Raw genomic sequence first — 25,947 nt, 5'->3', positions numbered from 1 at the left:
TATCCTTAACGCATTCGCTATAATTTTGTTTATTTACCACTCATTAATCTTTCCAAATTATAAATATAGGCATCCAGTCATCTGGATAGGAGTGGCCACTGTCCACTCTGTTTGACGCCTCCCTGTTAAAGACTTAGAGCCGCACCAGCGGCTCTTTTTTTTGCCGACCGGCCATAGTAGGCTGTCTTTGTTCTGGTTAACGCCCCTTGGGCAGCTGCGGCTGGCACGCAGATTGCTCAGTAAAGGGGACAAGGGCACGCATCGTTCCAAAACGGAACACCTGACCTGGGATGACACATCCGGCGATGGGACAAGGTGCGGCACAGACGGAACATGTAACTGAGGCGTAGTAATCTCATGACTGAAGATTTCAAAAAAGCGGACCTTTCTTCAAGCGCAGTGCATATCGCACACCACTTGGCGAATTCGGATAGCTTCCAGACCCTGTTTCAGGAAGGTATGTCGCTGGTCGAAGAAACCGCTCTTTATCTGGACGGCGATGGCCGTGAGGAAGCCAAACAATTGGCACGCCCGGCATCTCTCGCCTACGCAACCGAATCCATGCGCCTGACCACACGGTTGATGCAGCTGGCCTCTTGGCTACTGCTGCAGCGTGCGGTTAACGAAGGCGAAATGTCCCGCGAGCAGGCAGGCAGCGACAAAAACAAGGTCCGTTTGGACAAGTTGAGCAGCGCTATGGGCGGCCCGGCCTGGGATGATTTGCCGGAAACCTTGCGCGCTCTTGTTGAGCGCTCCACCCGCTTGCAAGAGCGCGTCGTACATCTCGATAAGATGCTGTACCGTGTGGAAGACAACGCCCCGCAAGAAGAAGCCAACAACGACAACCCGGTGGCCTCGCAGATCAGTCAGCTGCACGCCGCTTTCGGTAAGATCGGCTAAGCCTCACCTCATTTACAAAAACTGCCCTTGTAAGCCGTCCTTCGGGGCGGCTTTTTTCGTGTCCGCATTCAGTGAGGTACAAAAAAACCCGGCCTTGAGGCCGGGTTTTAAACAGTCGTCTAGAAAGCTGGGACTTATGAACCCAGGAAACCAGCAAACTTGTTCTTGAAACGGGACACGCGGCCGCCGCGGTCCATCAACTGTGCGTTTCCGCCGGTCCAAGCCGGGTGAGACGTCGGGTCGATGTCGAGCTGTAGGGTGTCGCCTTCCGCGCCATAGGTGGAGCGGGTGGTGAATTCGGTGCCATCGGTCATTACGACCTTGATGGTGTGGTAGTCGGGATGGATATCCGCTTTCATGACCGGTCCTTTCCAGCGTCCTTTCACGATCTTAAAGAACGCCATGGAACGCAAACGAGATAAAGGGCCGCCGATCCAGTTGCGGACGCCGCCCTTAGAAACATGAGGCGGGGATATACCCTAAGCCGCAAGACAAGACAAGACCGAAGTTCCCGCAATTTCCAAGCAATTTCCTAAATCCAGCGAACAAACTGAGATGTGTCAAAATTGCACTGCTCCAAACCGGCTAGAGTCTTTATCTGGGATTGGCACAAGCCCCGCGGCCAATTAAGTAAGCGATAGACAAAGCTTGGTCTTCTGAACGAACAAGGGTGTACATGTCCAACGAAGCCACCTCCGACCGCCGGCGGTCTTTGCGCCCCTTAGCACGGCTGTTTCCTTATCTTCTTAAACACAAGGGAATGGTCCTGGCCGCATTGGGGGCGTTGTTCTCGGCCGCCGTCATCACGCTTGTTCTTCCCGCTGCCGTGCGCCGCATGATCGATTACGGTTTTGGCGCGGGAGATCCGGCGCTGGTTAATTCCTACTTTGCTGTTCTGATCGGAGTAGTCTGCGCGCTCGCCTGTGCAAGTTCAGTCCGGTATTTCCTGGTCATGTGGCTTGGCGAACGGGTTGTCGCGGAATTGCGGTCTGATGTGTTTGCCCACCTGACCCGGCTCAGTCCCTCTTTTTATGATAGTGCCAAATCCGGTGAAATTCTTTCGCGGCTAACGGCCGACACCACCCAAATCAAATCCGCCTTTGGCGCCAGCGCTTCCCTTGCCATGCGCAACACCATCATGTTCACCGGCGCTGCAGTCATGATGGTGGTAACCAGCCCGCGCCTGTCGGTTATCGTTCTGGCGGCTATCCCGGTGATCCTCATTCCAATCCTCGGATTTGGGCGGAAGGTGCGCAAGCGCTCCCGCTACGCTCAGGACATGCTGGCCGACGCCTCTGCCTATGCCGGCGAGATGCTTGGATCGGTCCGAACCTTGCAGGCTTTTACCCACGAACGCCGCAGCTCAGACAAATACAGCTCGGCAGTCGAAACCGCCTTTTCCGCTGCCCGCCAAGCATTTGTCGCAAGAGCGGCCCTGACGGGATTTGCGATCCTTGTGATCGGTTCTTCGATCGTGGCCGTCTTATGGATTGGAGCCAGCGACGTTTTTTCTGGACGGATCACCGGCGGTGAACTCAGCCAATTCCTGCTTTATTCGATCTTGGCTGCTGGATCGCTCGCCGCTCTTTCGGAAGTCTGGGGAGAACTCTCGCAGGCGGCTGGCGCCGCCGAGCGCTTGTCCGAATTGCTTGAAATCGAACCGGCAATCCGTGCTCCTGCCAATCCTCTCCCGCTTCCCGAAAAGCCGCGGGGCGAGATCGTCTTCGACAACGTGTCGTTTGCCTACGAGAACGCAGAAAAGATGCCGGTTGTCCGGGATCTGAGCCTGACAATCGCGCCAGGGGAAAAAGTGGCTGTGGTCGGTCCGTCGGGCGCGGGCAAATCAACGCTCTTCAGCCTGCTGATGCGCTTCTACGACCCCACAAGCGGCAACATCCAAATGAACGGCGCGGAGCTTACCAGGCTCGATCCTGAAGATCTTCGGCGCCATATCGCCATGGTGCCACAGGACACGGCCGTTTTTGGTGCCAGCGTTGCGGACAACATTGCCTACGGCCGGCCGGAGGCGAGCAGAGACGAGATTGTCGCGGCGGCCACGGCTGCCCTCGCCGCTCCGTTTATTGAGAAGATGACAGACGGCTACGATACGATGGTCGGTGAACGCGGAGTTACTCTGTCCGGCGGCCAACGCCAGCGTATTGCGATCGCCCGCGCGGTCCTCAAACATGCGCCGGTCCTGTTGTTGGACGAGGCCACCAGCGCGCTGGATGCCGAAAGTGAACAGCTGGTTCAAACCGCTCTTGATCAGCTAATGGAAGGCAGGACGACCCTGATCATCGCCCACCGGCTGGCAACAGTCTTGAAAGCGGACCGGATTGTCGTGATGGATCAAGGCCGGATCGTGGAAACCGGCACCCACCAGGATCTGAGTGCTGCAGGCGGCCTTTATGCAAAGCTCGCAGAGCTGCAATTCGGAAACGGAAAAGAGGCGGAACCCGTTTAGCGTCCGCCTCTCCTACTCAATTCAAGTTTATCGATTGGATCAATCGTCTTCAGGCACCGCAACCGTGTAGTTCAGCGGCATGCGGCCGCCGTCGGCGAAAATTGTCTGACCCGTCACATACCCGGCATCTTCAGAGGCCAGGAATGCTGCAACGCCAGCGATCTCAGACGGCTCGCCAACTCGCAGCATCGGCGTGCGGGATAGGATCCGGTTTTTCGCTGCCGGGTCGCTGTTCACAGTTGCCAGCATTTCCGTCATAATCGAGCCTGGACCGATCGCATTGACGCGAATTCCATATTGCGCCAGCGACAAAGCCGTAGTTTTGGTCAGCTGGCTCATGCCCCCTTTGGACACGCAGTAAGGGATCTGATTGGGAATCGCGAGCACGGAATTGACCGACGACATATTGATGATGCAGCCTGGATCGCCGCCATTGTCGACTTTCTCGACCATATGCCGGGCAACTGCCTGAGAACACAAAAACGCGCCCTTGAGGTTGATCGACAAGACCTTGTCAAAATCATCTTCTTCCAGATCCAGGAAATCGGCACCGACAACAATGCCCGCATTGTTCACCAGGACATCGATATCGCCATAGGCATTCAACGTTTCGGCGACCAGATTGCGAACGTCCAGCCGCTCGGCGACGTTACAATGGATATACATCGCCGTGCCGAGGCTGCTCAGATCCTCAACAGCTGCCTCGCCGGCCTCATCATCAACATCGGCGATCACGACCTTTGCGCCGTCCATGACAAAACGCTTAGCGACAGCAAAACCGATTCCACGGGCTGCCCCAGTAACGATGGCGACCTTATTTTCTAAAGACACGGAAAACCTCACGGCTACACAAATTAGAACCGCCGCAGAGATGCGACGGGCCGCTCCGCGGCGGCCCGACCATAAGTCCCAAAGTCACATCTGTCGATGCCTGTTACGCACCTCCAGTTGCGTCACCTCACCTGCCTAAGCTGAAATCCCGTGAGATTTCAAAGCATCGGTGATCTCATCGAGAATTGCCGGATCATCGATTGTGGCGGGCATTTTATACTCTTCACCGTCCGCAATCTGACGCATTGTGCCCCGCAGGATCTTACCAGACCGGGTTTTCGGCAATCGGTCGACCGTGATCGCAATCTTGAAAGCAGCAACCGGTCCGATCTTTTCACGAACGAGTTTGATCAGCTCTTTTTCAATGTCGTCATGCGACCGATCCACACCGGCCTTCAGAACAACAAATCCGCAAGGCAACTGTCCCTTGAGCTTGTCAGCGATCCCGATAACCGCACATTCGGCAACATCTGGGTGGGTTGCCAACACCTCTTCCATGCCGCCGGTCGACAGACGGTGGCCAGCGACATTGATGATGTCGTCGGTGCGCGCCATGATCGACAGGTACCCATCATCATCGATGATGCCGGCGTCCGCTGTTTTGTAGTACCCTGGAAATTCTGCGAGATAGGCATCAAAGAAGCGCTTGTCCGCATTCCACAATGTCGGCAGAGCTCCCGGCGGCAACGGCAGTTTCACGACGATATTGCCGAGCGTGTTCGCTTCGAGTGGATGTCCTGCGTCATCGACGATCTGGACATCATATCCGGGCATTGGAACCGTCGGAGAACCCGGTTTGACCGGCAATGCGCCAAGGCCAAGCGGGTTGCCGACAATGCACCAACCGGTCTCCGTCTGCCACCAGTGGTCAATCACCGGCACCTGCAACTGGTCGATCGCCCAATTGACAGTTTCCGGATCGGCACGCTCACCAGCAAGGAACAGCGACCGATAAGACGACAGATCGTATTTCTTGATCAGCTCCCCGTTGGGGTCTTCCTTGCGGATCGCCCGGAACGCGGTCGGCGCGGTGAATAGGGACACCACGTTGTGCTCGGAAATCACCCTCCAGAAGGTCCCGGCATCCGGTGTTCCAACCGGCTTTCCTTCAAAGACGATTGTCGTACAGCCATGGAGCAGCGGCGCATAGGCGATGTAACTGTGGCCAACCACCCAGCCCACATCAGACGCGGCCCAGAACACCTCGCCCGGCTGGATGTCGTAAAGGTTCGACATGGACCATTTTAGTGCAACCATGTGGCCGCCGTTGTCCCGGACAACACCTTTCGGCTGGCCCGTGGTACCGGATGTATAAAGGACATACAGAGGATCACTTGCCTTGACCGGAACCGGTGCGACTTTACGGCCGGCAGTTTTAGCAGCCTCCATTAGAACCCCGAGATCATGGTCCCGGCCGTCCACTATCGTCGCAGTCTCAGCTTCACGCTGGAACACGAAAACACTGTCCGGCTTGTGCGTTGAGAGCTCGATGGCCTCATCAATGAGCGGCTTATAGGCAATCACCCGGCCCGGCTCGATGCCACAGGAGGCTGCGATGATCGTTTTCGGCGTGGCATCAACAATCCGGGTGGCGAGTTCGTTGGCGGCAAATCCGCCAAAAACGACAGAGTGGATCACGCCAAGGCGGGCGCAGGCCAACATGGCCATAACCGCTTGCGGGATCATCGGCATGTAGATGATCGCGCGATCGCCCTTCTGAAGCCCTTGATCTTGAAGCACGGCAGAGAGCGCTTCTACTTCCTCGAGAAGTTCCGCGTAGGTGTAAGTTGCTTTGGCGCCAGTGATCGGGCTGTCATAGATCAGGGCCGGCTGCCCTGGGCGGCCGCGCTCAACATGACGATCAAGGCAATTGTAGCAGGTGTTGCACTCCCAATCGGGGAACCAACGACCATACTGTCCCTGATCCGGATCAAAGACCTTATCAGTCGTGCTGACCCAATCGATTTCAGAGGCGGCATTTTTCCAAAATCCCATCGGATCATTGTGCCAGCCCTGATAGACGTCGTGATACCGGCTTGCCATTATCATCCTCCCAAACAGCAGCTCTCAAGCATTTGGCCTAGAGTGTTGCAGGAGACATTGGAATTGCAAGCCTTCCAGACTTAGCAATTCGATGAGCGGACCTTTACGTAATCCTTCTGGCGTGCTTGTTTGCGCGCTCATTTGACCTCACCCATCCGTAGTGCCGTTCATGCTTCCCATCACCGATCCCTGGTTTTATGCAGCTGCAGTCCCGGCCGTCATTTGTGTCGGCTTGTCCAAAGGGGGGTTTGGCGGAACCTTCGCCATGCTCGGCGTTCCGATCATGTCTCTGGTAATTTCACCACTGCAAGCGGCCGGGATCATGTTGCCGATCTTGCTGGTGATGGATGCCATTGCGCTGATGGCCTACAAGGGCAAAGCGGATTGGAAAAGCCTGGCTATCCTGCTGCCCGCTGCCGTTGTCGGCATCTGCATCGGCTGGGGAGCGGCCTCCTACGTTAATGACACATTTGTCACCTTGATGATCGGTCTTATTTCAATTGCGTTCGTGGCCGATTACCTGTTCAAGCGCCGCAAAGAAGACCGGGCATTGGAGCACGATATTCCCAAGGGGGCATTTTGGGGCACTGTTGCCGGTTTCACCAGTTTCATCAGCCACACCGGTGGGCCGCCCTTCCAGCTTTATATGCTGCCGCTCAGGTTTCCACCGATGCTGTTTGCCGGAACCGCGGTTATTTTCTTTGCGACAGTCAATGCCTTAAAAGTCATCCCGTATTTCTTTCTAGGCCAATTCGACACCGCCAATATGACAACTTCGGCAGCCCTGTTCCCTGTAGCACTCGTTGCAACTCTTGCCGGTGTCCGCCTGGTCAAGATTATTAAGGCAGACACCTTCTACAACATCATCTATGTCGTTATGGGTCTGATTGGCCTAAAGCTGGTCTATGACGGCATCGCGGGTTTTCTGATCTGAACGGACTGCGTCAAAAGCGCCCATTGTTGCATTGCACCTTTGTGAAATTCCGGGTTTGATACCCGGCAATTATTTAGGAGGATCACAATGGACGCCACTGTTAGCCCGTTTTCGAGCGGGCTTGAAAAAAACGACGCCAATTACGCGCCCCTTAGTCCCTTAAGCTTTTTGGCAAGAGCAGCGGATGTGTTTCCAGAGCGCATTGCGATCATCCATGGCAAACAGCGCACCGACTACCAAACCTTCTACAAACGGTCGAAGCAACTGGCATCCGCGCTCAGCAAACACGGTATTGGCAAAGACGATACGGTGAGTGTCATGCTCTCCAATGTTCCGCCCATGCTGGAAGCCCACTACGGCGTCCCGATGACAAAGGCTGTTTTGCATTCGTTGAACACACGCCTGGATGCCGCGATCATTGCGTTTCAGCTCGACCATGCCAACTGCAAAGTCCTGATCACGGACCGGGAATATGCCGCTGTCATCAAGGAAGCGCTGGCTCTGGCCAAAGTCAAACCGACGGTCATTGATTATTCAGACCCGGAATTCCCGCAAGACGGTGAGCTGCTTGGCAAACTCGATTATGAAGAATTCTTGCAATCTGGCGATCCGGATTTTGCATGGTCGCTGCCGGATGATGAGTGGGATGCCATCTCACTGAATTACACCTCCGGAACAACGGGCAATCCTAAGGGTGTGGTCTACCACCATCGCGGCGCCTATCTGCTTGCCCAGGCCAATGTGATCACCGCGTCCATGGCCAAACACCCGGTCTACCTTTGGACCTTGCCGATGTTCCACTGCAATGGCTGGTGTTTTCCATGGTCGCTGTCCGTTGTGGCCGGCACCCACGTTTGTCTGCGCTGGGTCCGGCCCAAGGCAATGTGGGATTTGATCGCCGATGAAAATGTTACCCATCTGTGCGGCGCACCGATCATCATGTCGACGCTGCTCAATGCTGGGGACGACAAACGAGATGTCGACCGGGAGATTGAGTTCTTCACCGCGGCCGCTCCCCCGCCAGAAAGTGTTCTGGCAGCGATGAAAACAGCCGGGTTCAATGTCACACACCTTTATGGACTGACCGAAGTTTATGGCCCGGCAGTGGTCAATGACTGGAAGGGCGAGTGGGATGCTTTGCCGCTTGATCAGCAGGCGCAAAAGAAAGCCCGCCAGGGTGTCCGCTATGTCGCCCTAGAAAACCTGACAGTTCTCAATTCGGAAACCATGGAACCGGTCCCGGCCGATGGCGAAACCATTGGCGAAGTCATGTTCCGCGGCAACGTCGTCATGAAGGGCTACTTGAAGAACCCGGAAGCTACGCAAGACGCTTTCAAGGGGGGCTGGTTCCACTCTGGCGACCTCGGAGTGCTGCATCCAGACGGCTACATCCAATTAAAGGACCGCTCGAAGGACATCATCATCTCCGGCGGCGAAAACATCTCCTCAATTGAGGTGGAAGATGTTCTCTACAAACATCCAGATGTGCAGGCTGCTGCTGTGGTGGCCCGGCCGGATGAGAAATGGGGTGAAACGCCTTGCGCCTTCGTAGAACTGAAAGTCGGGTCAGAGGTGAGCGACAAAGAACTCATGGCATTTTGTAAAGAGCATCTCGCAAGCTTCAAATCACCTAAAACGGTAATCTTCTGCGACCTACCCAAAACCTCTACCGGAAAGATCCAGAAATTCGCCCTTCGGGAACAGGCAAAAACACTTTAATGGAAATTCATCCGATCAAATAAAAAGCGCCGCGCGATCCGCGCGGCGCCAAATTCCACAGAGTATGACAATCAGTGGATCGTCACATCCTTGCGTATTCGCTCAATCTCGTCCTTGATCTTGAGTTTTTGCCGTTTCATGTCAGCCAATTTCAGGGAGTCCGTACTCGGATGTAACAGAGCGTCTTCGATTTTGCGTTCCATTTCCGCGTGGCGGCGCTCTAATTCTTCGAGATGCGACTGCATTGACATGGATAAACCTCCTGTCTGTTGGCTCAACGGCAGCATGTTGCCATATAAAATCCGGCCTTGTCGATTGCCGATTTTGCATATCAGAGACGTTTTGCCGTCGTAGCAGCCTTTCCGGCTGCTATCCTTAGGATTCCCTAAATTTGATCGCACACTTAAGCTCTGGAAAACTCATATAAATTGCCCCTGACAAATTTGCCGCCTCAGAAACTGCCGAGGACCGAGAAAGGCGCAGCCACTTTTCAGTGACCATTTGCCGCTGGATGAGACCGAAAAGCCGATGTTGTCTTGCCCGCAAGTATAAAAATAGACTAGGACTAAGGTCCAGTTTTGGGGGAATGAATGGCACGTATGGACACCGATGCTCTGCGGATGGAACTTGCTCAACTTCGTCAGGAACACAGAGATCTTGACGTCGCCGTGGAAGCTCTGGCGTCAACTTCAAATCATGATGTCCTTCAGCTTCAGCGATTGAAGAAAAAGAAGCTTATGATCAAGGATCGCATCATGGTCCTGGAAGACCAGTTGCACCCTGACATTATTGCCTAAACTCACCGGACTTGCAGTGAATTGCCAGACTGATATTCAGGCATCTCGGCTTTAAACCTATTGATGCTTGCGAAGTGCTGCGCGCTGCCTATACTCCGCGGCTCTTCCGGCCTCAGTGAAACTCTGGAGTGAAATATGGCACAGGCAGACGTCGCAATTATCATGGGCAGTCAATCCGATTGGCCGACGATGAAACACGCTGCCGATACACTTGCCGAGCTGGGCGTATCTTTCGAAGCGCGCATTGTTTCCGCCCACCGGACCCCAGAGCGCATGTATGACTTTGCCAAGAACGCCAAGGCAGAGGGTTTTAAAGTTATTATCGCCGGGGCCGGCGGTGCCGCGCATTTGCCCGGCATGACCGCAGCTTTGACGCCTCTCCCGGTTTTCGGTGTTCCGGTCGAAAGCCGCGCGCTTTCAGGCGAAGACAGTCTTTTGTCCATTGTTCAAATGCCAGGTGGCATTCCAGTTGGCACCTTGGCCATCGGCAAGGCCGGCGCGACAAATGCCGCTCTGCTGGCAGCTGCTGTTTTGGCTCTTACAAACACGGACATTGAAGCGGCGCTGGATACATACCGCGCGAACCGCACCGCAGCGGTTTCAGAATTTCCGGTCAACGAAACGAACTGACACATCAAACTCAGGAACTGCTGCCATGAGCGCACAAAATCGCCTTCAGCCCGGTGATACGATCGGCATTCTTGGCGGCGGCCAACTGGGACGTATGCTCGCACAATCGGCGGCAAGTATGGGGCTCAAAACCCATATCTTCTGCCCAGACGCGAACAGCCCGGCATTTGATGTCAGCGCAGATCAAACCATCGCAGCTTATGAGGACATTGCCGCGCTTGACCGGTTTGCAAGCGCCGTGTCGGTGGTGACTTACGAGTTTGAAAATGTTCCCGGCAAGACCGCAGAGCACTTGGCCTCCCGATGCCCGGTACGGCCCGGTGTCCGTGCCTTGGAAGTTTCGCAGGACCGGCTCTTTGAAAAAGAGTTCTTGTCCAGCTCCGGCGTGGCCATCGCCGGTTATGCCGAAATCAATGGCCAAGCTGATTTGCAATCAGCTCTAGCCCAATTCGGCGGACAAGGTGTCCTGAAAACACGCCGGTTCGGATATGACGGCAAGGGTCAAAAGATGATCCGGACCGCTGCCGATGCCGGCGGAGCTTTTGAAGAGATCGGTGGTGTCCCGGCTGTTCTAGAAGCCTTGATCGGCTTTGACTGCGAAGTCTCGGTGATTGTCGCAAGAGACCTGGATGGCGCTTGTGCCTGTTATGACATCGCCCGCAACCACCACGAAAATCATATTCTAAAGACCTCGACAGTTCCCGCTGGCGTATCTGAACAAACGTTAAGCGCTGCCCGGAAGATGGCAGAGCAAATCGTCTCCGGCCTCGACTATGTCGGCGTCATGGGCGTCGAGATGTTCCTCGTCAAAGACGGGGATACCGAAAAGCTTCTGGTGAACGAAATCGCGCCACGCGTTCACAATTCCGGCCATTGGACCCAGGACGCCTGCCTGACCTCCCAGTTCGATCAGCACATCCGCGCCGTGGCCGGCTGGCCACTCGGACCGTCGGATAGGCATTCCGATGCAGTGATGGAAAATTTGATTGGGCGGGATGCAGAAAGCTGGCATGAGATCCTGAAGGATCCGACCGCGCAACTGCACCTTTATGGCAAATCTGAAATCCGGGATGGCCGGAAGATGGGCCATGTGAACCGGATTTCAGCCAAGACCAGCTGACCGGAATCATCAGCTTTGATGAAGCAAACCCAGCTTTTCCCGCCGGGCGAAGCGCATATTGGATAATAGTGCAACAGACGCCAAACCACCGGCCAGGCCGCACCAGACACCAACCCCGCCCCAACCGGCCAGGAACCCCAGGCCGAGGGACAAGCTGATGCCGACCACCCAATAGCCGAACAGCGCATAGAACAGCGGGATGGTCGTATCGCCCAATCCCCGAAGATTGTTGACGCCAATTATCTGCCCGCCATCGGCCAACTGGAAGAGGGCTGCAACAAGCAGGAAGGACACGCCATAGGCCAACACGTCCTGCGATTGGGGATCGTCCAAATCCAGATAAAGACTGACCAGGGTTTCAGGAACCGTCCAAAACAGGATGGCAAATGCCCCCATGAAAGCCATCGTCACAGCAAGCGCTGTCCAGCCAGCCCGGCCAACACCGGCCCTATCGCCCCGGCCGTCTGCAAGGCTGACACGTGTCATGGCGGCAACGGAAAGGCCAACAGGCACCATGAAGGTCAAGGAGGCAATCTGTAGCGCGATCCCGTGGCCTGCCAGCGGTATTGTTCCAAGCCAACCGATCATGATTGCAGAAGCAGCAAACAACGACCCCTCTGCGACGATTGTAATCGCAATTGGGGTGCCCAACCGCACGATCTGCCAAAACACCGGCCAATCCGACCGCCATATTCGTCCAAGAATGTTATAGCGGCGCAGTTTGCGATGGTACAAAGCATAACAAAGCAGAAACAAGAACGTCGTGGTCGCGCTGAAGACAGACGCAATGCCAGCGCCAACCAGTTCAAGGCGCGGAAAACCGAACTCACCAAAAATCAGGACATAGTCCAGAATCGCATTGACCACGGCACCGCAAATTGTCGCCCACAATACGATTTGCGTGCGCTCCATGACGGTCAAAAACCCACGAACAGCCATGATCAAAAGTGCCGGGAGCATGGTCCATTGCAAAACGCCCATGTAAAGACCGGCCAACCTCGCCAGCTCCGGTTCCTGACCAAACAGCAGCAGCAGCTCTTCGGTGAAGAGAAGCACCACCCAGATCGGCAAGCAGTAAAGCACCGACACCCAGAACCCCATACGCACAGCGCGGCGCAAATCCCGAGGTTTGCGCTGTCCACGGGCGCGCGCAGCGAGCGGGATGACGGCCTGCAGCAAACCCATCCCGAAAAACCACAGGAGCATGTAAAAATTGAACGCCAGCACGGAGGCTGCCAGTTCCTCAGCTCCCAGGCGGCCGATCATTAGGACATCGGTCGTATTGATCGCCATCTGCGCCAGCTGTGCGCCGGCCAATGGAAGTCCAAGCGAAAGGGTTGGCAGAATATCGCTGTGCCAAAGAGAATCTTTTTTAATCGAATCAGGAGCCCCTGAAGCGTGCTGCTCCATTCGTCACTCCAAAAACCAGGCGGGAGAACAGAATCCACCTCTACTCGTCAATTTCATTGGTGTCCACCATGTTTGCCAGTGCCCAGCGAACTGCTATAAGTGCGAAAAGCGGGTTTTGGGCCATTTCTTTTGCAAATGAGTGTGGACTCAAACCACGGCCTCTGATAATAACCCGGCTCAAAGTGAGCGACGCGTCAGCGGCGATCCGGTTTCTGTACACAAGTGGATGCACTCTTGCGTTGACTGCATGTTGTTCAGAGCAGTCACAAGGGTTGTTGACGAAGTCTCGCTTCCATCATGGTTTTAATTAGCTGCGGAATTGACCGCAGCGCATGAAAAACGGGAAAAAACGCGTGCAGGTTCTGGTTCGCGACAACAATGTCGATCAAGCGCTGAAGGCGCTCAAGAAAAAGATGCAGCGCGAAGGCATCTTCCGTGAAATGAAACTTCGCGGTCACTTTGAAAAGCCGTCTGAAAAGAAAGCGCGCGAAAAAGCTGAAGCTATCCGCCGCGCACGCAAGCTGGCTCGCAAGCGGGCTCAGCGCGAAGGTCTTCTGCCGGGCAAATCCGCTCGCCGCTAAGTGCGGCTTGAGCGTGCTTTTGGCAGCATGCTTTTTGCACATTGCTTGATATGCCGAGAGGCCGGCCGTCAGTTCGGTCGGCTTTTTGGCGTTTGCCGGGGAAATCTGCTCCACCGCATTTGAAGCGGAAAGCGCAGCCACATTACCGCCCAATTGGAGGCAGATGAACGGCATGTTTCTTCGTTTTGCTGAAAAGAGTCCGATGAGCCGGATAAACAAACTCCTGCCGCAAGCCGCCCTTCTCGCAATGGCGACGCTTTTAAGCGCCTGTCAGGGTGGTGGTGTCTATCAGGGTGTCCCGGTCAATTCTTCTGTCGGCTCTTCCACGAACATCGCCTCCCTGACCTCTGTCATTGAATCCAATCCGTCAGACGCCAATGCCTACAGCACACGTGGCATCGCCTATGGCCAGGCTGGCAAACTGGATTTGGCGATTGAAGATTTCAATCAGGCGCTGCAGTTGAACCCGCGCTCTTATCAGACATACGCGAACCGGGCATTGGTCTACCGGCGTCTCGGGCAGAACGATCTCGCCGTCTCCGACTACACCCGCGCCATCAATATCAAGCCTGATTATGATGTCGCCTATATCGGCCGCGGCAATATCTACCGCCAGCAAGGCAACCTCAACGCGGCCCTGACCGATTTCAATTCCGTCATTGCCCGCGACAGCAGTGATGCAAAGGCATTTTATAATCGCGGCTTGATCTACCAAGGCCAGAACCAACACGCGCAAGCGATCGAAGATTTTGCGACCGCGATTGGCCTGAATCCGAAAGCCAGCGCACCCTATATCGCTCGCGGCATTTCCTATTTGGCTGTGAATGATCCCAGCGCGGCATTTTCCGATCTTTCCATGGCCGTCAATCTGGATCGTGATTCGTCTGTCGCCTGGGCCAATAGAGGCCTCGCTCTGGAGATGCAGGGCAACGCAAAAGATGCTCGCCGCAACTTTACCCGCGCTTTGACCCTGGACAATTCCAATCAGATTGCCCGGGAAGGCCTGAGACGCGTCGGCGGCTGAGCTAGGCCGCTGTACAAGATAGGATTCCCGTTGACGGTTTGACAATTCAGGCTGTGACGATCGCGGGTTTTGGACAACACTGCTCTGTCATTGTTTGGGAATCACATCATGCCGGCTGCTCCAATCATCGTATCTTCTCCAGTGGAGCGTTCAGGTACAACGTTTCTTCAACGGCTAGTCTCGAGTTCGGACAATGGCATCTGTTATGGAGCAGATGCGGCACGCCGGCTGTTAATGCTCAGCGAGTTCACACATTCCGAATGTTTAGCACTCCAGGAGCGCAGAGATCTGCAATCCTTCTATTTGCAGAATCTACTGACAGGAAATCAGGATTTCGGCGCCGTCGACTTGGAAATTCCCGGCGAATTGCCGAAACATGCATTGGTAGGCGCTCTAACGTTTTTCAAGCAGCATTACGACGAAGCTACAAAAGCCATAGAAAAAGAAATCTGGGCCTGCAAGTCGCCGAAGAGCTCCTTCTTAAGCATCGTCAAAGCCGCGGATTTCATACCGGACCTCAAGTGCATTTACATTTATCGCAACATTGTTGATGTCGTCCGTTCCCAGAAAAGCCTCGGGCTGATCAGCACTGAGGATCAATTGATCGCGACTTGTACAGAATGGATCAACAACACCGACGTCATAGCCGCGCTCAGCCGGAAAAACTTCGAGAGTGTTCCAGCAATGCTGCATCCGATCAAATTCGAAGAGTTTCTGGCAGATAAAGACGCTGCGATCAGCCAACTGGAGGCCTTTTCGGGTCTCAAGGACATTCAGCGCGAGATAGCGGATTTGAAAATCAATCGGTACACACCGGCCTCAGATACGGACCCAACTCCAGTGCTCACTTATGAAGACCCGGCCCCCCTGACAGATGTTGAGCTGCATATTATTGCGCATTTGTGCCAGGATCGGTTGATCGAAATCTATCCGGAAAGCCCTGACCTGTTGCAGTCAAGCAAGATGACAGTCCAATAGACTTTTCCGCGAATTTCGATTGACGCAATCTACTTAGGACTGCCAGAGGAATAAAAACGCTCCCCCTTGTTGATCCGCCTCAAGGACTGCCTTTTTGACGCAGGCTAGGCTTCACAAGCCGACAGCAACACTTGAGCGTTGTCATGACCGCACCCAAACAAATTGTCGTTTTGGATGGCCACCCGGATCCAGACACTCATCATCTGTGCCATGCATTGGCTGCCCGCTATGCAGAAGGCGCATCGGGGGCCGGGCATAAAGCTAATCTGCTCCGGATCGCGGATTTAGATTTCCCCGTTCTACAGAAACCATCCGATTTCCAAGACCAGCCGACGCCAACTGCTTTGGAACCGGCCAGGGATCTGATTTTGGCCGCCGATCATGTTGTGCTGGTTTACCCGCTTTGGCTCGGCACTTTGCCCGCCTACACAAAGGCCTTTCTCGAACAGATTTTTCACTACGACACAGCGTTTGAAAAAGGCCCCGACAACGCTTGGCCCAAAGGCAAGATGAATGGCAAATCGGCCCGTATCATTGTCACCATGGGCATGCCTGCCCTCGTCTATAGGTTCTGGTATGGCGCTCACAGCCTCAAAAGCCTGGAGCGAAACATATTCCGCTTCATTGGATTTGCGCCAGTTCGCTCCACGCTTTTCGGAATGGTTGAGCAGGCAAATGAGAAGACGGTTTCCGGGTGGCTGAAGAAGATGGAAGACCTCGGCCGAAAATCTGCTTAGCGTAGGTGAACCTGTTTTAAAACGGACATGCGGTCTCAAATCGAACCCGCTCCCCACCCTCCGGATGATGCAGTGTCAGGCTTTCAGCATGCAGCGCTAGACGGGATGAAGCTGCCAGCGCCTCACCATCCGTGTAGAATCGGTCGCCAATGATTGGATGCCCTAGAGCCAGCATATGCACTCGAAGTTGGTGTGAACGACCGGTATGCGGAAACAAGCGGAGCCGGCTTGTCTGGTCTCCCCGGGCCAGCACTTGCCATTTCGTCAGGGCCGGCTTGCCATTTTCAAAACACACCATCTGTTTCGGCCGGTTCGGCCAGTCACAGATGAGCGGCAGGTTTACTTCGCCTTCGTCACCTGAAACTTGCCCCCAAACTTCCGCAAGATAGGTCTTTTCCGTTTTTCGCCGCTCGAATTGCAGCCCCAAGTGGCGATGAGCTACAGCATTCATGGCAAGGACCATGACCCCGGATGTATCCATATCCAGCCGGTGCACAATTCGCGCGTCTGGGTAGGTCTTTTGAGCTCGCACTTCGATGCAATCGCTGTGCTCTTGAGCTTTGCCCGGAACACTCAGCAATCCGCTGGGTTTATCGACGATCAAGAGATCCTCATCCACGTGGAGCACGGACAAATACGGCTCTAGGGGCGGATTGTAGACAAAGGGGGCCGGGGCACTCTGGTTCATGGCCTGGCTTATACAATGTAATTGAAAAAAAAAAACAAAAGGCGCTGCCAAAGCCGCGCCTTTGCAAGAACCTCTTACCTATTTTGAAGTCCCGAAGACCCAAAGGCTGAGGAGACAAGTCAGCAAACGTTTAGACCAGCAAAATGCACAGGACACCGGTCAGCCCAAAAACAACAGCGGGCGGTACCCAGCCGTTGGCGCCCAGCGCAACGCCAATGCCAGACGCAACTATCGTTGCCAGCACCATCAGCGCACCAAAGACAACAGCCGTTGTGCCACCGAAGCTGAACAGAATCAGACAGAGCACGATGTTCAATACGGCGATGGTTCCAACTTTGGAGAAGTTGATGAACCCTTCGTAGGTCCGCTCGTGCGAATCGTAATCCATTGCCGGCGCAGTTTCGTTAGACATTAAGTCCCCCAAGAAAATCGAAATTCGATGTCATCCATACAGAAAGCCTTGCCATTGAGCAATGTTTTCCGGCGGAGTTTTGCCGATTTCTTATGCTCCAACAGGATAGTTTTTTGGCAGGGTTCTTTTCTGTTCTGTCATGCCGCTTTGCCGCAGAATAGCCACTGCGCTTATTATGCGGCTTCCCAAACGCCTAGCAGGCCAGCAGACTTAAGCGCAGCACTTTGGCGGTCGCGGACCTTTGCCGCTTCAAATCCTTCGATCTGCTCATTAAAGAGCTGGAAGAAATTCAACTGAGCCCGCAGATGCAAGAAAACACCGCCGAGACCGATCGCTGCACGGTCCATAAAGACAAACTCCTGCGGCACGGTCACGGGCCCCAGTTCCTTCAAGGCCGAATGCACCCGGAACGCCTCTTTGCGCCCATACTCGGCCGCTGAAACACCATCGGCAATGGATCGCACTCGGTCTGTCAGCAGCGGTCCGTAGATAAAGCGCGCCCAAATATTGAGGACCTCAATGATTTCTTTTTTGAGATTTTGGAAGCCCCAGCGCTCATAGGCCGAGACGACCCGCTCCTGATCTTCTTCGAGAAGCCCTTTGTAAAGATCCACCACACCCTCGACAAAAGCGTCCGGGAAGATCCGGATACAGCCATAGTCGAGCAAGTTGATGCCCGATGGGACACCATCTTCTTCAAACACGGTGTAGTTCCCAAGATGCGGATCCCCGTGGATGACCCCATAGTGGCTAAACGGATGCCACCAGGCATGAAACATCGTCTGAGCCAAACGGTTGCGGTCTTCTTGGGAATGTTCCTTGTAGTCTAAAAGCGGACGTCCATGCAGCCAGTTCATGGTCAAAAGACGTTTGGTCGACAGATCCTCCACGACACCCGGAACACGGATATGCGGAGCATCTTCAAGGATATTGCGGTAAAGATCGATGTGAGCAGCTTCGCGGTAGTAATCGAGTTCTTCCCGCACCCGGGCACTGATCTCCTTTGCGATTTCACTTGTATCGATCGCAGGTTTCATCCGCCGGTGCAGTGAAAACAGCATCTGCAATTGTTTAAGATCTGCCTCTACCGCCGAGGCCATATCCGGATATTGCAGTTTACACGCCAGCACCCGGCCGTCATGTCCGGCCGCCCGGTGCACTTGCCCCAAAGAGGCCGCCGCCGCCGGCTCCCGGTCAAAACTGTCAAATTTCTTTTGCCAATCTGCCCCAAGTTCAGCCCGCATGCGGCGTTTGACGAAAGCCCAGCCCATCGGCGGCGCACTGGCCTGCAGTTTGGCGAGTTCGGTGGTATATTCCGGTGGCAGAGCATCCGGAATGGTCGACAAGAGCTGGGCGACCTTCATCAACGGCCCCTTCAGGCCACCAAGTGCCGCAGCGAGATCCGATGCATTTTTGCCGTTGTCGAGTTCCATGCCCAAAAGCTTGGCGCCGGCAACCTTGGCAGCGATCCCGCCCATATTGGTTCCGACCTTGGCGTAGCGGCCCATACGGGCACTGAAACGGTTGCTTTCGCGGTCCTTGTCCTGCGGCATAAACTCTGAGGCTCCTCGACGATACAGTCACGCGTTTGATCGATAGATATAGATCGGCCAGCCAAAATCCAGTCTGCGGCCAGAGGAAGCAGCGATTCTATAAGGCGCCTTCGACTTCGGCTGCAATTTCAGCTAGCGCCTCAACCAGGGCTTCCCGGCCGCGTGTCAGCCCTTTATAGGCCAACTGATCCGCGTCTAATCCCATCAATTGATCTTTGAGTTGAACTGCAAGCGCGGCACGATTTGGCTCGCTTTGCAAAGCGGTGAGCGGGTCGTGATGGATCTTGATTGTGAACAGAACATCTCCGCTTTCCGGCAATCGCCGCAGGGTTTGCCGTTCGACCCGTAAGAACAACCGCGGCAGCGCCGCCTCGTGATCGTCGAGATCAATTTGTTTTGCCTCCGGATGATGCAATTCACTGTCCGGATAGATCGACCAATTAAAACGGCAGACGTACTGGCCGGCCTTCAGATTGTCGAACAGCCGCGCCACCATCATGCCCATACGGTGTCCGTTGAAACCCGGTACAGGTTTGTGGATCCCGCTCATCGATTGACCAAACTTTTCTGCCAGCGACCACGATGATGGAAAACACAGACAGGCTGCGGCAAGCCGATAACCATTGGGTCCGGGGCGCATCAGTACAAGGTCTTCCTGCACCAGCCGCGCTGCCGTCAGAAGAGCCGGCTCGTCGTCAAGATTGACGGTACGGCCGGTACTTTTGATGATGCCTTGGTTCTTACGAATCGAATGCGTTGCACCGTGATGGCGCTGCAGGTTTTCAACGATCAGCGTAAGGATTTCGTGTTGCGCGTCTGCAGTGCCATCTTCAGCCCGAAACACAGCATCACGGTCAACCTCAAGCAGCCGGTCCTTCTCTGCCAGATGTGTCTCCAGAAACGGGTCCGGCTCCAGCCAGGTTTCTTCCGTAATCGGTTTCAAACCCACGGTGAACGGTTGGCTGGTGCCATCATAGGGCGTGTGCTGAAACGGAGGCGCTGGCTTGTGCATCAAAAAGCGCTCACACCTCAGGCCTGGTCCAGCGCTTCCAGCTCATCAATCAGCCGCTCAATGACCGAAAGTCCCTTCTTCCAGAAGTCAGGATCGGCAGCATCCAACCCAAACGGTTGCAGCAGCTCGGAATGATGCTTGGTGCCGCCGGCTTTCAGGAGGTTGAAGTATTTCTCCTGGAACCCGGTTTCAGCTTCTTCATAGACCGCATAAAGCGAGTTCACCAGGCAGTCGCCGAATGCGTAGGCATAGACGTAAAACGGCGAATGAATGAAATGCGGAATATAGGTCCAGAAGGTCTCATAACCTTCGTTCAGCTTGATCGCAGGCCCTAGGCTCTCGCCCTGGACAGACAGCCAGAGTTCTCCGATCTTGTCGGCGGTCAATTCACCGTTGCGCCGCTCAGTGTGAAGTTTGCGCTCAAAGGTATAAAAGGCGATCTGGCGGACCACCGTGTTGATCATGTCTTCGGCTTTTGAGGCCAGCATGACTTTTTTGGTTTTCGGATTGTCCGCTTTGGCCAGCATCGACTTGAATGTCAGCATCTCGCCAAAAACGCTTGCGGTTTCGGCCAGTGTCAGCGGTGTTGGTGCCATTAACGGACCGTTTGGCCCTGCCAGCACCTGGTGTACGCCGTGCCCCAGCTCATGCGCCAAGGTCATAACATCGCGGACTTTGCCTTGATAGTTCAGAAGAACATAAGGGTGTGCACTTGGAACGGTTGGATGAGCAAAGGCGCCGGGCGCCTTCCCGGAGCGCGCCGGTGCATCAATCCAGCCTTTGTCAAAGAAACGTCCTGCAATTTCGGCCATCTGCGGCGAGAAGGTTTCATAGGCGGAAAGCACTGTGCCCTTGGCTTCCGCCCAAGGAATAACGCGCGTATCGGCATCCGGAAGCGGCGCATTTCTATCCCAGGTATTGAGCTGGTCCATGCCGAGCCACTTGGCTTTCAGCTTGTAATAACGGTGAGACAGACGCGGATAGGCTTCCCGGACAGCCGAGACCATTGCGTCAACCACCTCACGTTCCACCCGGTTGGCCAGGTGACGGCTGTCGGCAATGTCGGAAAAATTCCGCCAGCGATCGGAAATCTCCTTGTCCTTCGCCAGGGTGTTGGTGATCAAGGTGAAGGTGCTGAGGTTCTCAGAAAACGTCTTGATCAGAGCCTTAGACGCTTCGGCACGTTTGTCTGGAGAGGCATCCGTCAGAAGATTGAGGGTCTGCTCAACCGGCAACTCCTCACCCGAAACTTCGAACGTGAGCGATGCCATGGTTTCATCGAAGAGCCGGTTCCAGGCGCTGCTGCCCGTAACCGATTTTTCGTGAAACAGTTGCTCCACCCGGTCTTCCAGTTGGTAGGGCTTGTCCTTGCGCAGGTCCTCGATCCATGGCCGGTAGTGGGCGAGATGTGTGTCTTCTAGAGCGGCATCGACGATGCCGTCATCAATCCGGTTCATTTCCAGGGAAAAGAATAGGAGATGTGAGCTGGCGGTGGTGATCTGCTCCTGCACATCGCCATAAAATTTCTGGGAGGCCGGGTTTGTGGTGTTACCCGCGTAAACAAGCCCGGCAAAAGAAATCAGCCGGCCCATCAGATCTTCCAGGTCTTCATAGGCCCGGATTGCTGTCACGAGGGCGGCAACATTGTTTTCTGCCAAATCTGCCAGCCGTCCCTTATAGGAGACTTCGAAGGTCTTGGCCCGGTCGAGCGCTTCCTTCAGGTCTGCAGCGACTTCAGGCGCGTCGACGGACGGATAAAGATCCGTCAAATTCCATTCCGGCAAATCACCGAGATCCACCGATCCAGTGGTTTGAGGCGCAAGGACTGGGTGCGGCAACGGCATGGTTCACTCCGGAAATCGGTAAAAACGTCAAGGCGTTTCAATTGTACTAGAGAGCAATTTGTAGGCTGTTCGTACAAGGTGCCGCAATCGAAAAACTGAAACTTTTTTCGCTTCCCTTGGAGGATTTGTTTACCGCTTTGCCACCAGAATGGCCCGAAACGAAACACATTGGCATGATCGAAGGCATCTGATGCAAGCACTCAGTGGCAAAATTCTCATTGTCGACGACGACCCGATTCAGCGCCGTCTGCTGCAGGAGGCCGTGACCAAATTCGGCTATCGTTCCAAGACAGCCGAAAACGGCGCCGAAGCGGTGCGGATCATGACTGGGCCAGAAGCCAGCGAGATTGATCTGATCATTCTCGACATGGTGATGCCGGAACTGGATGGCCTCGGCGTGCTGGAGCGCCTGCGCTCAGACAAGATCTCCACACCTGTGATCGTTCAAACGGCCCATGGCGGCATCGATACCGTGGTCTCTGTGATGAACGCGGGCGCCCAAGATTTCGCGGTCAAACCTGTGGCTCCGGAACGGCTGAATGTCTCGATCCGCAATCTTCTGAAAACCTCCGCACTTGAAGGCGAAATCACTCGGATCCAGAAAAAGGCCTCCGGCACACTCACCTTCAAGGACATGATCACCCATTCCCCGGCTATGGAACGGGTGATCAATCTTGGCAAACGCGCTGCCGCCTCCAACATACCGATCCTGATTGAAGGGGAGAGCGGCGTTGGCAAGGAAATGATTGCCAGCGCAATCCAAGGCTCCAGCGACCGCAAGTCCAAACCGCTGATCACGGTCAACTGTGGTGCCATCCCGGACAATCTCGTTGAATCGATCCTGTTCGGGCACGAAAAGGGTGCCTTTACCGGTGCTGTCGACAAACATGTCGGCAAATTCCAGGAAGCCCACGGCGGAACTCTGTTTCTCGACGAGGTTGGCGAACTGCCACAGGACGTTCAAGTCAAACTGCTTCGCGCGATCCAGGAAAACGAAATCGATCCGATCGGCTCCCGCCGTCCGGTGAAGGTCGATTTCCGATTGATCTCGGCCACCAACCGGCGCCTGATCGATCAGGTTAAGGAAGGGGTTTTCCGGGAAGACCTTTATTACCGGCTGAATGTCTTTCCGATCTGGATCCCGCCGTTGCGCGACCGGCGCGAAGATATTCCCGCACTAGCCCGCCATTTCCTTGCAAGATTTGCAGCCGAAGAAGGCAAACCGCAGGTTTCCGGCATCATGCCCGATGCTCTTGCCATGCTGCAGGAGTACACTTGGCCAGGCAACATCCGCCAGCTGCAAAACACCATGTTCAGAGCAGTTGTCCTTTGCGACGGCCCCCAACTGACCTTCGATGACTTTCCTCAAGTCGCAGCAGCAATTGAACGACCAGTTGGCCATGGTGTCGCTGCTCCAAACCCAGCCGCTTTGCCGCCAGTGGCGCCTGCGCCTGCGCCTGCGCCTGCGCCTGCGCCTGCGCCTGCGGACATTCCACCATTGGCACACACGCCGCAATACGCCGCGCAAAGTCCCGGTGCAATTGCGCAGGCCCAACCACCGGCCGGCTTTGAAAGCTCCGCGCCGTTCGGTTTCATGCGCAACCTCGACCCAGAAGGCCATATCCGCAAGCTGACAGATGTTGAAGAAGAGCTCATCAGAGCCGCGATCAAGCATTATTCCGGCCGGATGACCGAAGTCGCCAAACGGCTCGGGATTGGCCGTTCGACCCTTTACCGCAAACTCAAGGAATACGGGCTTGATGATGGCGGTACTGACGCTGCCGCTTAATCTGTTTCATATCAAAGCTTAAGTTCAAGAACCGACGATTTTTGAACACATTCCCGCGCTAGGGCACTGTCGGCAGGAATTTTTGCAGATGTCTGCGGATAACCAGCCGCAGAGTTGCAATTTTGCCACGTTTTCCACACAACTGGAATTAGGGTAAAAACTTCTTAACCTGCGGCAGATAAACTTTCGGTCTGCTGGGGAGCACGGGATGGGTGTAAGCCACCACAAAACGGCGGGATAGAGATTGCGTAAACGGTCAGTTGGTTTCGACGCCGTCGCCTGGTTGAGGCGCGCCGCAGTTTCAGCGGCCGCGGTCATGGCATTTGCTTTGACGCTCGCAGGCTCGGCTGAAGCAGAAACCAGAACCTTAAAGCTTTACAACACGCACACCAAAGAGCGTGTATCGATCACCTTCAAAAAGAACGGCCGGTATCTTCCGGGCGGTCTTCGGGAGGCCAATCGCTTTTTGCGTGACTGGCGCCGTAACGAAATCACCAAAATCGATCCCGAATTGCTCGACCTTGTCTGGGAAGTCTACCAGAAAGTTCGCGCCAGAGATCATATCTACGTCGTTTCCAGCTATCGCTCACCAGCGACCAACAACATGTTGCGCAAGCGGTCCAAGGGTGTTGCCCGAAACAGCCAGCATACGCTCGGCAAGGCTATGGATTTCTATATTCCCGGCGTCAATCTTGCAAAACTGCGCGCAGCGGGTTTGCGCAAGCACGTCGGCGGTGTCGGCTACTATCCGCGTTCGGGCTCGCCATTTGTTCATATGGATACCGGCCGGGTCCGCCACTGGCCACGCATGAACAGATCTCAGTTGGTAAAAGTTTTCCCGAACGGAAAAACCTTGCATGTGCCGTCTGACGGCAAACCGCTCAAAGGCTACAAGCTAGCCTTGGCAGAAGCCAAGTCCGGCAAGAGCAAACGCTCAAGGCCGACGCTCGTGGCATCAAACGACCGGACTTCCGCACGAACACTCAACACCCGCAATCAAAGCGTAAGAACCGCACCAAAGCCGACACCACCTGCGAATGTCGAACGGGAAAACACGGGTGGCGGCAATCTGTTTGCTAGTCTCTTTGGTGGTGGCAACCGGGCGGGCTCAAAAGATGCCACCCGTCCAGGCGCCGTCGGCGGACGCCAATCGGCAACGCAAACCGCCGCGGTCTCTCCGGTTCTTAAAAATCCACCTGTACCCGGACGGAAACTTCTTGAGACGCCAGAAGCCACTCCAGCTGTTGTGCTTGCAAGCTCCGCGCCGGAGTTGAAACCTGACATAGATGCGCCGGTACAATTGGCAGCTGCCATACCTACGCCTGCGCCCAATACTCTGGACAGTCAGCGGGCCGCACTGGCCGCCGGCCAGCCACCAGCTGCCAGCAAGCCTCTGAACGATCGTTTTCTTGTCGCCGGCGCGCCGGGACAAAAACCCGCTGCCGGCTTACAGGCAGCGGCCCAAGCGGCAGCAGCAAAACTCGGTGGCACCGCATCAAACACCTCAGTTAACGATCCTGTAGCCGCCATTGCGGCCGCGACAGGCACCGCTGTCCCCTCACCGGAACCATCTCCTCGGCCTGGATCGACCTTGGCTTATGCTTCTGCTGCGCCGACACCGCCTGAGTTAAGCCGGTCCCTACGCGGTACGGCAGTTGCAGCTCCAGAGAAAGCTTCCGATAACAGCCCGGTTGCGGCGCCCAAGGCAGCCACTGCCCGTCCATCAGTCTCTGGCCGGATACCGCGCAATCAAATTGTAGACCCGCTGGCTGGCTTTGCGAGCCTCCCCGATAGGTCAGAATCGCTTGTGCTGACTGGCGCCAACACGACACGCCACCGGACATTTGCTTGGCTCAGCCACCCGAACCAGCGCCAGCTGACCAATGTCATCAAACCTGGCAACCGTTTTGTCGCTGCACGCTTCGAACAGACCCCCTATGGCGATCTTAGAACCGACCGATTTATAGGCCCGGCCATTGTGGTGCTGCCCGTTCATTTCGCTCGATAATCCGGTCCGTCGTCGGACCTGAGAAAACAAAAAGGCTGGTTCCAAGAACCAGCCTTTTTTCATTCTGTAGCAAGAAAACCTTAGCCTTCAGACGGGCCTGGACCAGCCATCCCGAGGGCATGAAGGTAAAGGTCGAGCACCGCCTCTTCCTCTTCCCGCTCATGTGGCTGTTTCTTGCGAAGTGAAACAACTTTCCGCAGGATTTTAACGTCATAGCCATTGCCTTTGGCTTCTGCGTAAACATCCTTGATGTCATCCGAGATGACTTTCTTTTCTTCTTCCAGTCGCTCAATGCGCTCAATAAATGCGCGCAGCTGATCTGCGGCGACTCCACCCGGATCGGACATTCGAGTGTTACTCCTTAGTTAGTTTTTATCTCTTCAGCAAACATCTGCAGCGGCAACATATGAATTCCGCTGCAAGGAAACCGGCCCGTGCCGTGCCAGACTTCGCCAGCGACGTCAAGCGAACCG

The 25,947-nt window shown here is 55.1% G+C and carries 24 protein-coding genes; 13 read left to right on the top strand and 11 right to left on the bottom strand.

From position 1 onward, the window contains the following. Positions 1-357: 357 nt before the first annotated feature. A complete protein-coding gene (locus ACOOFE_RS01880) occupies positions 358-900 on the top strand; it encodes a DUF1465 family protein (RefSeq protein ID WP_420413402.1) in 543 nt (180 codons plus the stop codon). 134 nt (positions 901-1,034) lie between these two features. Here the strand turns inward: ACOOFE_RS01880 and rpmE are convergent, their stop codons facing one another. Further along, positions 1,035-1,259: a 50S ribosomal protein L31 gene (rpmE, locus tag ACOOFE_RS01875; protein ID WP_141184847.1), complete on the bottom strand. Its 225-nt coding sequence runs from the start codon at positions 1,257-1,259 to the stop codon at positions 1,035-1,037. Between the two features lie 317 nt (positions 1,260-1,576). On the opposite strand from rpmE, the gene ACOOFE_RS01870 reads away from it, so the two are divergent. Beyond that, a complete protein-coding gene (locus ACOOFE_RS01870) occupies positions 1,577-3,364 on the top strand; it encodes an ABC transporter transmembrane domain-containing protein (protein WP_420413401.1) in 1,788 nt (595 codons plus the stop codon). Positions 3,365-3,403: 39 nt separating this feature from the next. Here the strand turns inward: ACOOFE_RS01870 and ACOOFE_RS01865 are convergent, their stop codons facing one another. Beyond that, positions 3,404-4,195: an SDR family NAD(P)-dependent oxidoreductase gene (locus ACOOFE_RS01865; RefSeq protein WP_141184845.1), complete on the bottom strand. Its 792-nt coding sequence runs from the start codon at positions 4,193-4,195 to the stop codon at positions 3,404-3,406. A 135-nt stretch (positions 4,196-4,330) separates the two neighbouring features. Further along, on the bottom strand, positions 4,331-6,238 hold the full coding sequence (locus tag ACOOFE_RS01860; protein ID WP_420413400.1) for a propionyl-CoA synthetase: 1,908 nt from the start codon (positions 6,236-6,238) through the stop codon (positions 4,331-4,333). 169 nt (positions 6,239-6,407) lie between these two features. On the opposite strand from ACOOFE_RS01860, the gene ACOOFE_RS01855 reads away from it, so the two are divergent. Next, positions 6,408-7,172 (top strand): sulfite exporter TauE/SafE family protein, encoded by a 765-nt coding sequence (locus ACOOFE_RS01855; protein ID WP_420413399.1) that lies wholly within the window; start codon positions 6,408-6,410, stop codon positions 7,170-7,172. Positions 7,173-7,259: 87 nt separating this feature from the next. Beyond that, positions 7,260-8,891, top strand: coding sequence for an acyl-CoA synthetase (locus ACOOFE_RS01850; RefSeq protein WP_420413398.1), 1,632 nt, complete (start codon positions 7,260-7,262; stop codon positions 8,889-8,891). 71 nt (positions 8,892-8,962) lie between these two features. On the opposite strand, the gene ACOOFE_RS01845 is transcribed toward ACOOFE_RS01850, so the two are convergent. Next, entirely contained in the window at positions 8,963-9,142 is a 180-nt protein-coding gene (locus tag ACOOFE_RS01845; protein ID WP_168206289.1) for a YdcH family protein, read from the bottom strand. A gap of 339 nt (positions 9,143-9,481) precedes the next feature. On the opposite strand from ACOOFE_RS01845, the gene ACOOFE_RS01840 reads away from it, so the two are divergent. The 3 genes from ACOOFE_RS01840 (at position 9,482) to ACOOFE_RS01830 (ending at position 11,438) form a co-directional block, all read left to right on the top strand. Next, positions 9,482-9,688 (top strand): YdcH family protein, encoded by a 207-nt coding sequence (locus ACOOFE_RS01840; protein ID WP_168206288.1) that lies wholly within the window; start codon positions 9,482-9,484, stop codon positions 9,686-9,688. Positions 9,689-9,823: 135 nt separating this feature from the next. After that, positions 9,824-10,318 (top strand): 5-(carboxyamino)imidazole ribonucleotide mutase, encoded by a 495-nt coding sequence (gene purE / locus ACOOFE_RS01835; protein ID WP_420413397.1) that lies wholly within the window; start codon positions 9,824-9,826, stop codon positions 10,316-10,318. A gap of 25 nt (positions 10,319-10,343) precedes the next feature. After that, entirely contained in the window at positions 10,344-11,438 is a 1,095-nt protein-coding gene (locus ACOOFE_RS01830; protein WP_420413396.1) for a 5-(carboxyamino)imidazole ribonucleotide synthase, read from the top strand. A gap of 9 nt (positions 11,439-11,447) precedes the next feature. Here the strand turns inward: ACOOFE_RS01830 and ACOOFE_RS01825 are convergent, their stop codons facing one another. Then, on the bottom strand, positions 11,448-12,848 hold the full coding sequence (locus tag ACOOFE_RS01825) for an MATE family efflux transporter (RefSeq protein ID WP_420413395.1): 1,401 nt from the start codon (positions 12,846-12,848) through the stop codon (positions 11,448-11,450). A 353-nt stretch (positions 12,849-13,201) separates the two neighbouring features. Between ACOOFE_RS01825 and rpsU the strand changes: the two genes are divergently transcribed. The 4 genes from rpsU to ACOOFE_RS01805 all read left to right on the top strand — a co-directional run bounded on the left by rpsU (position 13,202) and on the right by ACOOFE_RS01805 (position 16,168). Next, on the top strand, positions 13,202-13,429 hold the full coding sequence (rpsU, locus tag ACOOFE_RS01820) for a 30S ribosomal protein S21 (RefSeq protein ID WP_008188883.1): 228 nt from the start codon (positions 13,202-13,204) through the stop codon (positions 13,427-13,429). A gap of 202 nt (positions 13,430-13,631) precedes the next feature. Further along, a complete protein-coding gene (locus ACOOFE_RS01815; RefSeq protein ID WP_420413394.1) occupies positions 13,632-14,453 on the top strand; it encodes a tetratricopeptide repeat protein in 822 nt (273 codons plus the stop codon). A 108-nt stretch (positions 14,454-14,561) separates the two neighbouring features. Then, positions 14,562-15,431, top strand: coding sequence for a sulfotransferase (locus tag ACOOFE_RS01810; protein WP_420413393.1), 870 nt, complete (start codon positions 14,562-14,564; stop codon positions 15,429-15,431). Positions 15,432-15,574: 143 nt separating this feature from the next. Beyond that, complete coding sequence (locus ACOOFE_RS01805; protein WP_420413392.1) at positions 15,575-16,168, top strand: NAD(P)H-dependent oxidoreductase; 594 nt, start codon at positions 15,575-15,577, stop codon at positions 16,166-16,168. 16 nt (positions 16,169-16,184) lie between these two features. Here the strand turns inward: ACOOFE_RS01805 and ACOOFE_RS01800 are convergent, their stop codons facing one another. From ACOOFE_RS01800 to ACOOFE_RS01780, 5 genes are all read right to left on the bottom strand, one after another. Further along, the gene (locus ACOOFE_RS01800; protein ID WP_420413391.1) at positions 16,185-16,856 is read right to left on the bottom strand and encodes a pseudouridine synthase; all 672 of its coding nucleotides are present in this window, start codon (positions 16,854-16,856) and stop codon (positions 16,185-16,187) included. A 130-nt stretch (positions 16,857-16,986) separates the two neighbouring features. Beyond that, complete coding sequence (locus ACOOFE_RS01795; protein WP_420413390.1) at positions 16,987-17,268, bottom strand: aa3-type cytochrome c oxidase subunit IV; 282 nt, start codon at positions 17,266-17,268, stop codon at positions 16,987-16,989. A gap of 173 nt (positions 17,269-17,441) precedes the next feature. Then, positions 17,442-18,821 (bottom strand): ABC1 kinase family protein, encoded by a 1,380-nt coding sequence (locus ACOOFE_RS01790; protein WP_420413389.1) that lies wholly within the window; start codon positions 18,819-18,821, stop codon positions 17,442-17,444. Between the two features lie 97 nt (positions 18,822-18,918). Next, entirely contained in the window at positions 18,919-19,833 is a 915-nt protein-coding gene (locus ACOOFE_RS01785) for a heme-dependent oxidative N-demethylase family protein (protein ID WP_420413388.1), read from the bottom strand. 17 nt (positions 19,834-19,850) lie between these two features. Continuing rightward, complete coding sequence (locus ACOOFE_RS01780; protein WP_420413387.1) at positions 19,851-21,677, bottom strand: M3 family oligoendopeptidase; 1,827 nt, start codon at positions 21,675-21,677, stop codon at positions 19,851-19,853. Between the two features lie 190 nt (positions 21,678-21,867). On the opposite strand from ACOOFE_RS01780, the gene ACOOFE_RS01775 reads away from it, so the two are divergent. Both ACOOFE_RS01775 and ACOOFE_RS01770 read left to right on the top strand, forming a co-directional pair. Continuing rightward, positions 21,868-23,466, top strand: a complete 1,599-nt coding sequence (locus tag ACOOFE_RS01775; RefSeq protein WP_420413386.1) for a sigma-54-dependent transcriptional regulator — start codon at positions 21,868-21,870, stop codon at positions 23,464-23,466. Positions 23,467-23,782: 316 nt separating this feature from the next. After that, complete coding sequence (locus tag ACOOFE_RS01770) at positions 23,783-25,474, top strand: DUF882 domain-containing protein (RefSeq protein WP_420415531.1); 1,692 nt, start codon at positions 23,783-23,785, stop codon at positions 25,472-25,474. A gap of 80 nt (positions 25,475-25,554) precedes the next feature. Here ACOOFE_RS01770 and ACOOFE_RS01765 read toward each other — a convergent pair whose 3' ends face one another. Further along, positions 25,555-25,821 carry a DUF2312 domain-containing protein gene (locus ACOOFE_RS01765; RefSeq protein ID WP_133951361.1) on the bottom strand — a complete coding sequence of 89 codons (267 nt, stop codon included), beginning with the start codon at positions 25,819-25,821 and terminating at the stop codon, positions 25,555-25,557. Positions 25,822-25,947 lie beyond the last annotated feature (126 nt).

The sequence above is a fragment of the Roseibium sp. genome (genome assembly GCF_965216085.1).
GTDB lineage: Bacteria > Pseudomonadota > Alphaproteobacteria > Rhizobiales > Stappiaceae > Roseibium.
Note: the sequence above shows the minus strand (reverse complement) of the source record. Positions and strands in the feature narration are given on the sequence as shown.

Excerpts from the sequence above, each read along its gene's own strand:
- ACOOFE_RS01880 (WP_420413402.1), top strand. The coding sequence starts at position 358 with ATGACTGAAGATTTCAAAAAAGCGGACCTTTCTTCAAGCGCAGTGCAT.
- rpmE (WP_141184847.1), bottom strand. The coding sequence starts at position 1,259 with ATGAAAGCGGATATCCATCCCGACTACCACACCATCAAGGTCGTAATG.
- ACOOFE_RS01870 (WP_420413401.1), top strand. The coding sequence starts at position 1,577 with ATGTCCAACGAAGCCACCTCCGACCGCCGGCGGTCTTTGCGCCCCTTA.
- ACOOFE_RS01860 (WP_420413400.1), bottom strand. The coding sequence starts at position 6,238 with ATGGCAAGCCGGTATCACGACGTCTATCAGGGCTGGCACAATGATCCG.
- ACOOFE_RS01855 (WP_420413399.1), top strand. The coding sequence starts at position 6,408 with ATGCTTCCCATCACCGATCCCTGGTTTTATGCAGCTGCAGTCCCGGCC.
- ACOOFE_RS01850 (WP_420413398.1), top strand. The coding sequence starts at position 7,260 with ATGGACGCCACTGTTAGCCCGTTTTCGAGCGGGCTTGAAAAAAACGAC.
- ACOOFE_RS01845 (WP_168206289.1), bottom strand. The coding sequence starts at position 9,142 with ATGTCAATGCAGTCGCATCTCGAAGAATTAGAGCGCCGCCACGCGGAA.
- ACOOFE_RS01840 (WP_168206288.1), top strand. The coding sequence starts at position 9,482 with ATGGCACGTATGGACACCGATGCTCTGCGGATGGAACTTGCTCAACTT.
- purE (WP_420413397.1), top strand. The coding sequence starts at position 9,824 with ATGGCACAGGCAGACGTCGCAATTATCATGGGCAGTCAATCCGATTGG.
- ACOOFE_RS01830 (WP_420413396.1), top strand. The coding sequence starts at position 10,344 with ATGAGCGCACAAAATCGCCTTCAGCCCGGTGATACGATCGGCATTCTT.
- ACOOFE_RS01825 (WP_420413395.1), bottom strand. The coding sequence starts at position 12,848 with ATGGAGCAGCACGCTTCAGGGGCTCCTGATTCGATTAAAAAAGATTCT.
- ACOOFE_RS01815 (WP_420413394.1), top strand. The coding sequence starts at position 13,632 with ATGAGCCGGATAAACAAACTCCTGCCGCAAGCCGCCCTTCTCGCAATG.
- ACOOFE_RS01810 (WP_420413393.1), top strand. The coding sequence starts at position 14,562 with ATGCCGGCTGCTCCAATCATCGTATCTTCTCCAGTGGAGCGTTCAGGT.
- ACOOFE_RS01805 (WP_420413392.1), top strand. The coding sequence starts at position 15,575 with ATGACCGCACCCAAACAAATTGTCGTTTTGGATGGCCACCCGGATCCA.
- ACOOFE_RS01800 (WP_420413391.1), bottom strand. The coding sequence starts at position 16,856 with ATGAACCAGAGTGCCCCGGCCCCCTTTGTCTACAATCCGCCCCTAGAG.
- ACOOFE_RS01795 (WP_420413390.1), bottom strand. The coding sequence starts at position 17,268 with ATGTCTAACGAAACTGCGCCGGCAATGGATTACGATTCGCACGAGCGG.
- ACOOFE_RS01790 (WP_420413389.1), bottom strand. The coding sequence starts at position 18,821 with ATGCCGCAGGACAAGGACCGCGAAAGCAACCGTTTCAGTGCCCGTATG.
- ACOOFE_RS01785 (WP_420413388.1), bottom strand. The coding sequence starts at position 19,833 with ATGCACAAGCCAGCGCCTCCGTTTCAGCACACGCCCTATGATGGCACC.
- ACOOFE_RS01780 (WP_420413387.1), bottom strand. The coding sequence starts at position 21,677 with ATGCCGTTGCCGCACCCAGTCCTTGCGCCTCAAACCACTGGATCGGTG.
- ACOOFE_RS01775 (WP_420413386.1), top strand. The coding sequence starts at position 21,868 with ATGCAAGCACTCAGTGGCAAAATTCTCATTGTCGACGACGACCCGATT.
- ACOOFE_RS01770 (WP_420415531.1), top strand. The coding sequence starts at position 23,783 with ATGGCATTTGCTTTGACGCTCGCAGGCTCGGCTGAAGCAGAAACCAGA.
- ACOOFE_RS01765 (WP_133951361.1), bottom strand. The coding sequence starts at position 25,821 with ATGTCCGATCCGGGTGGAGTCGCCGCAGATCAGCTGCGCGCATTTATT.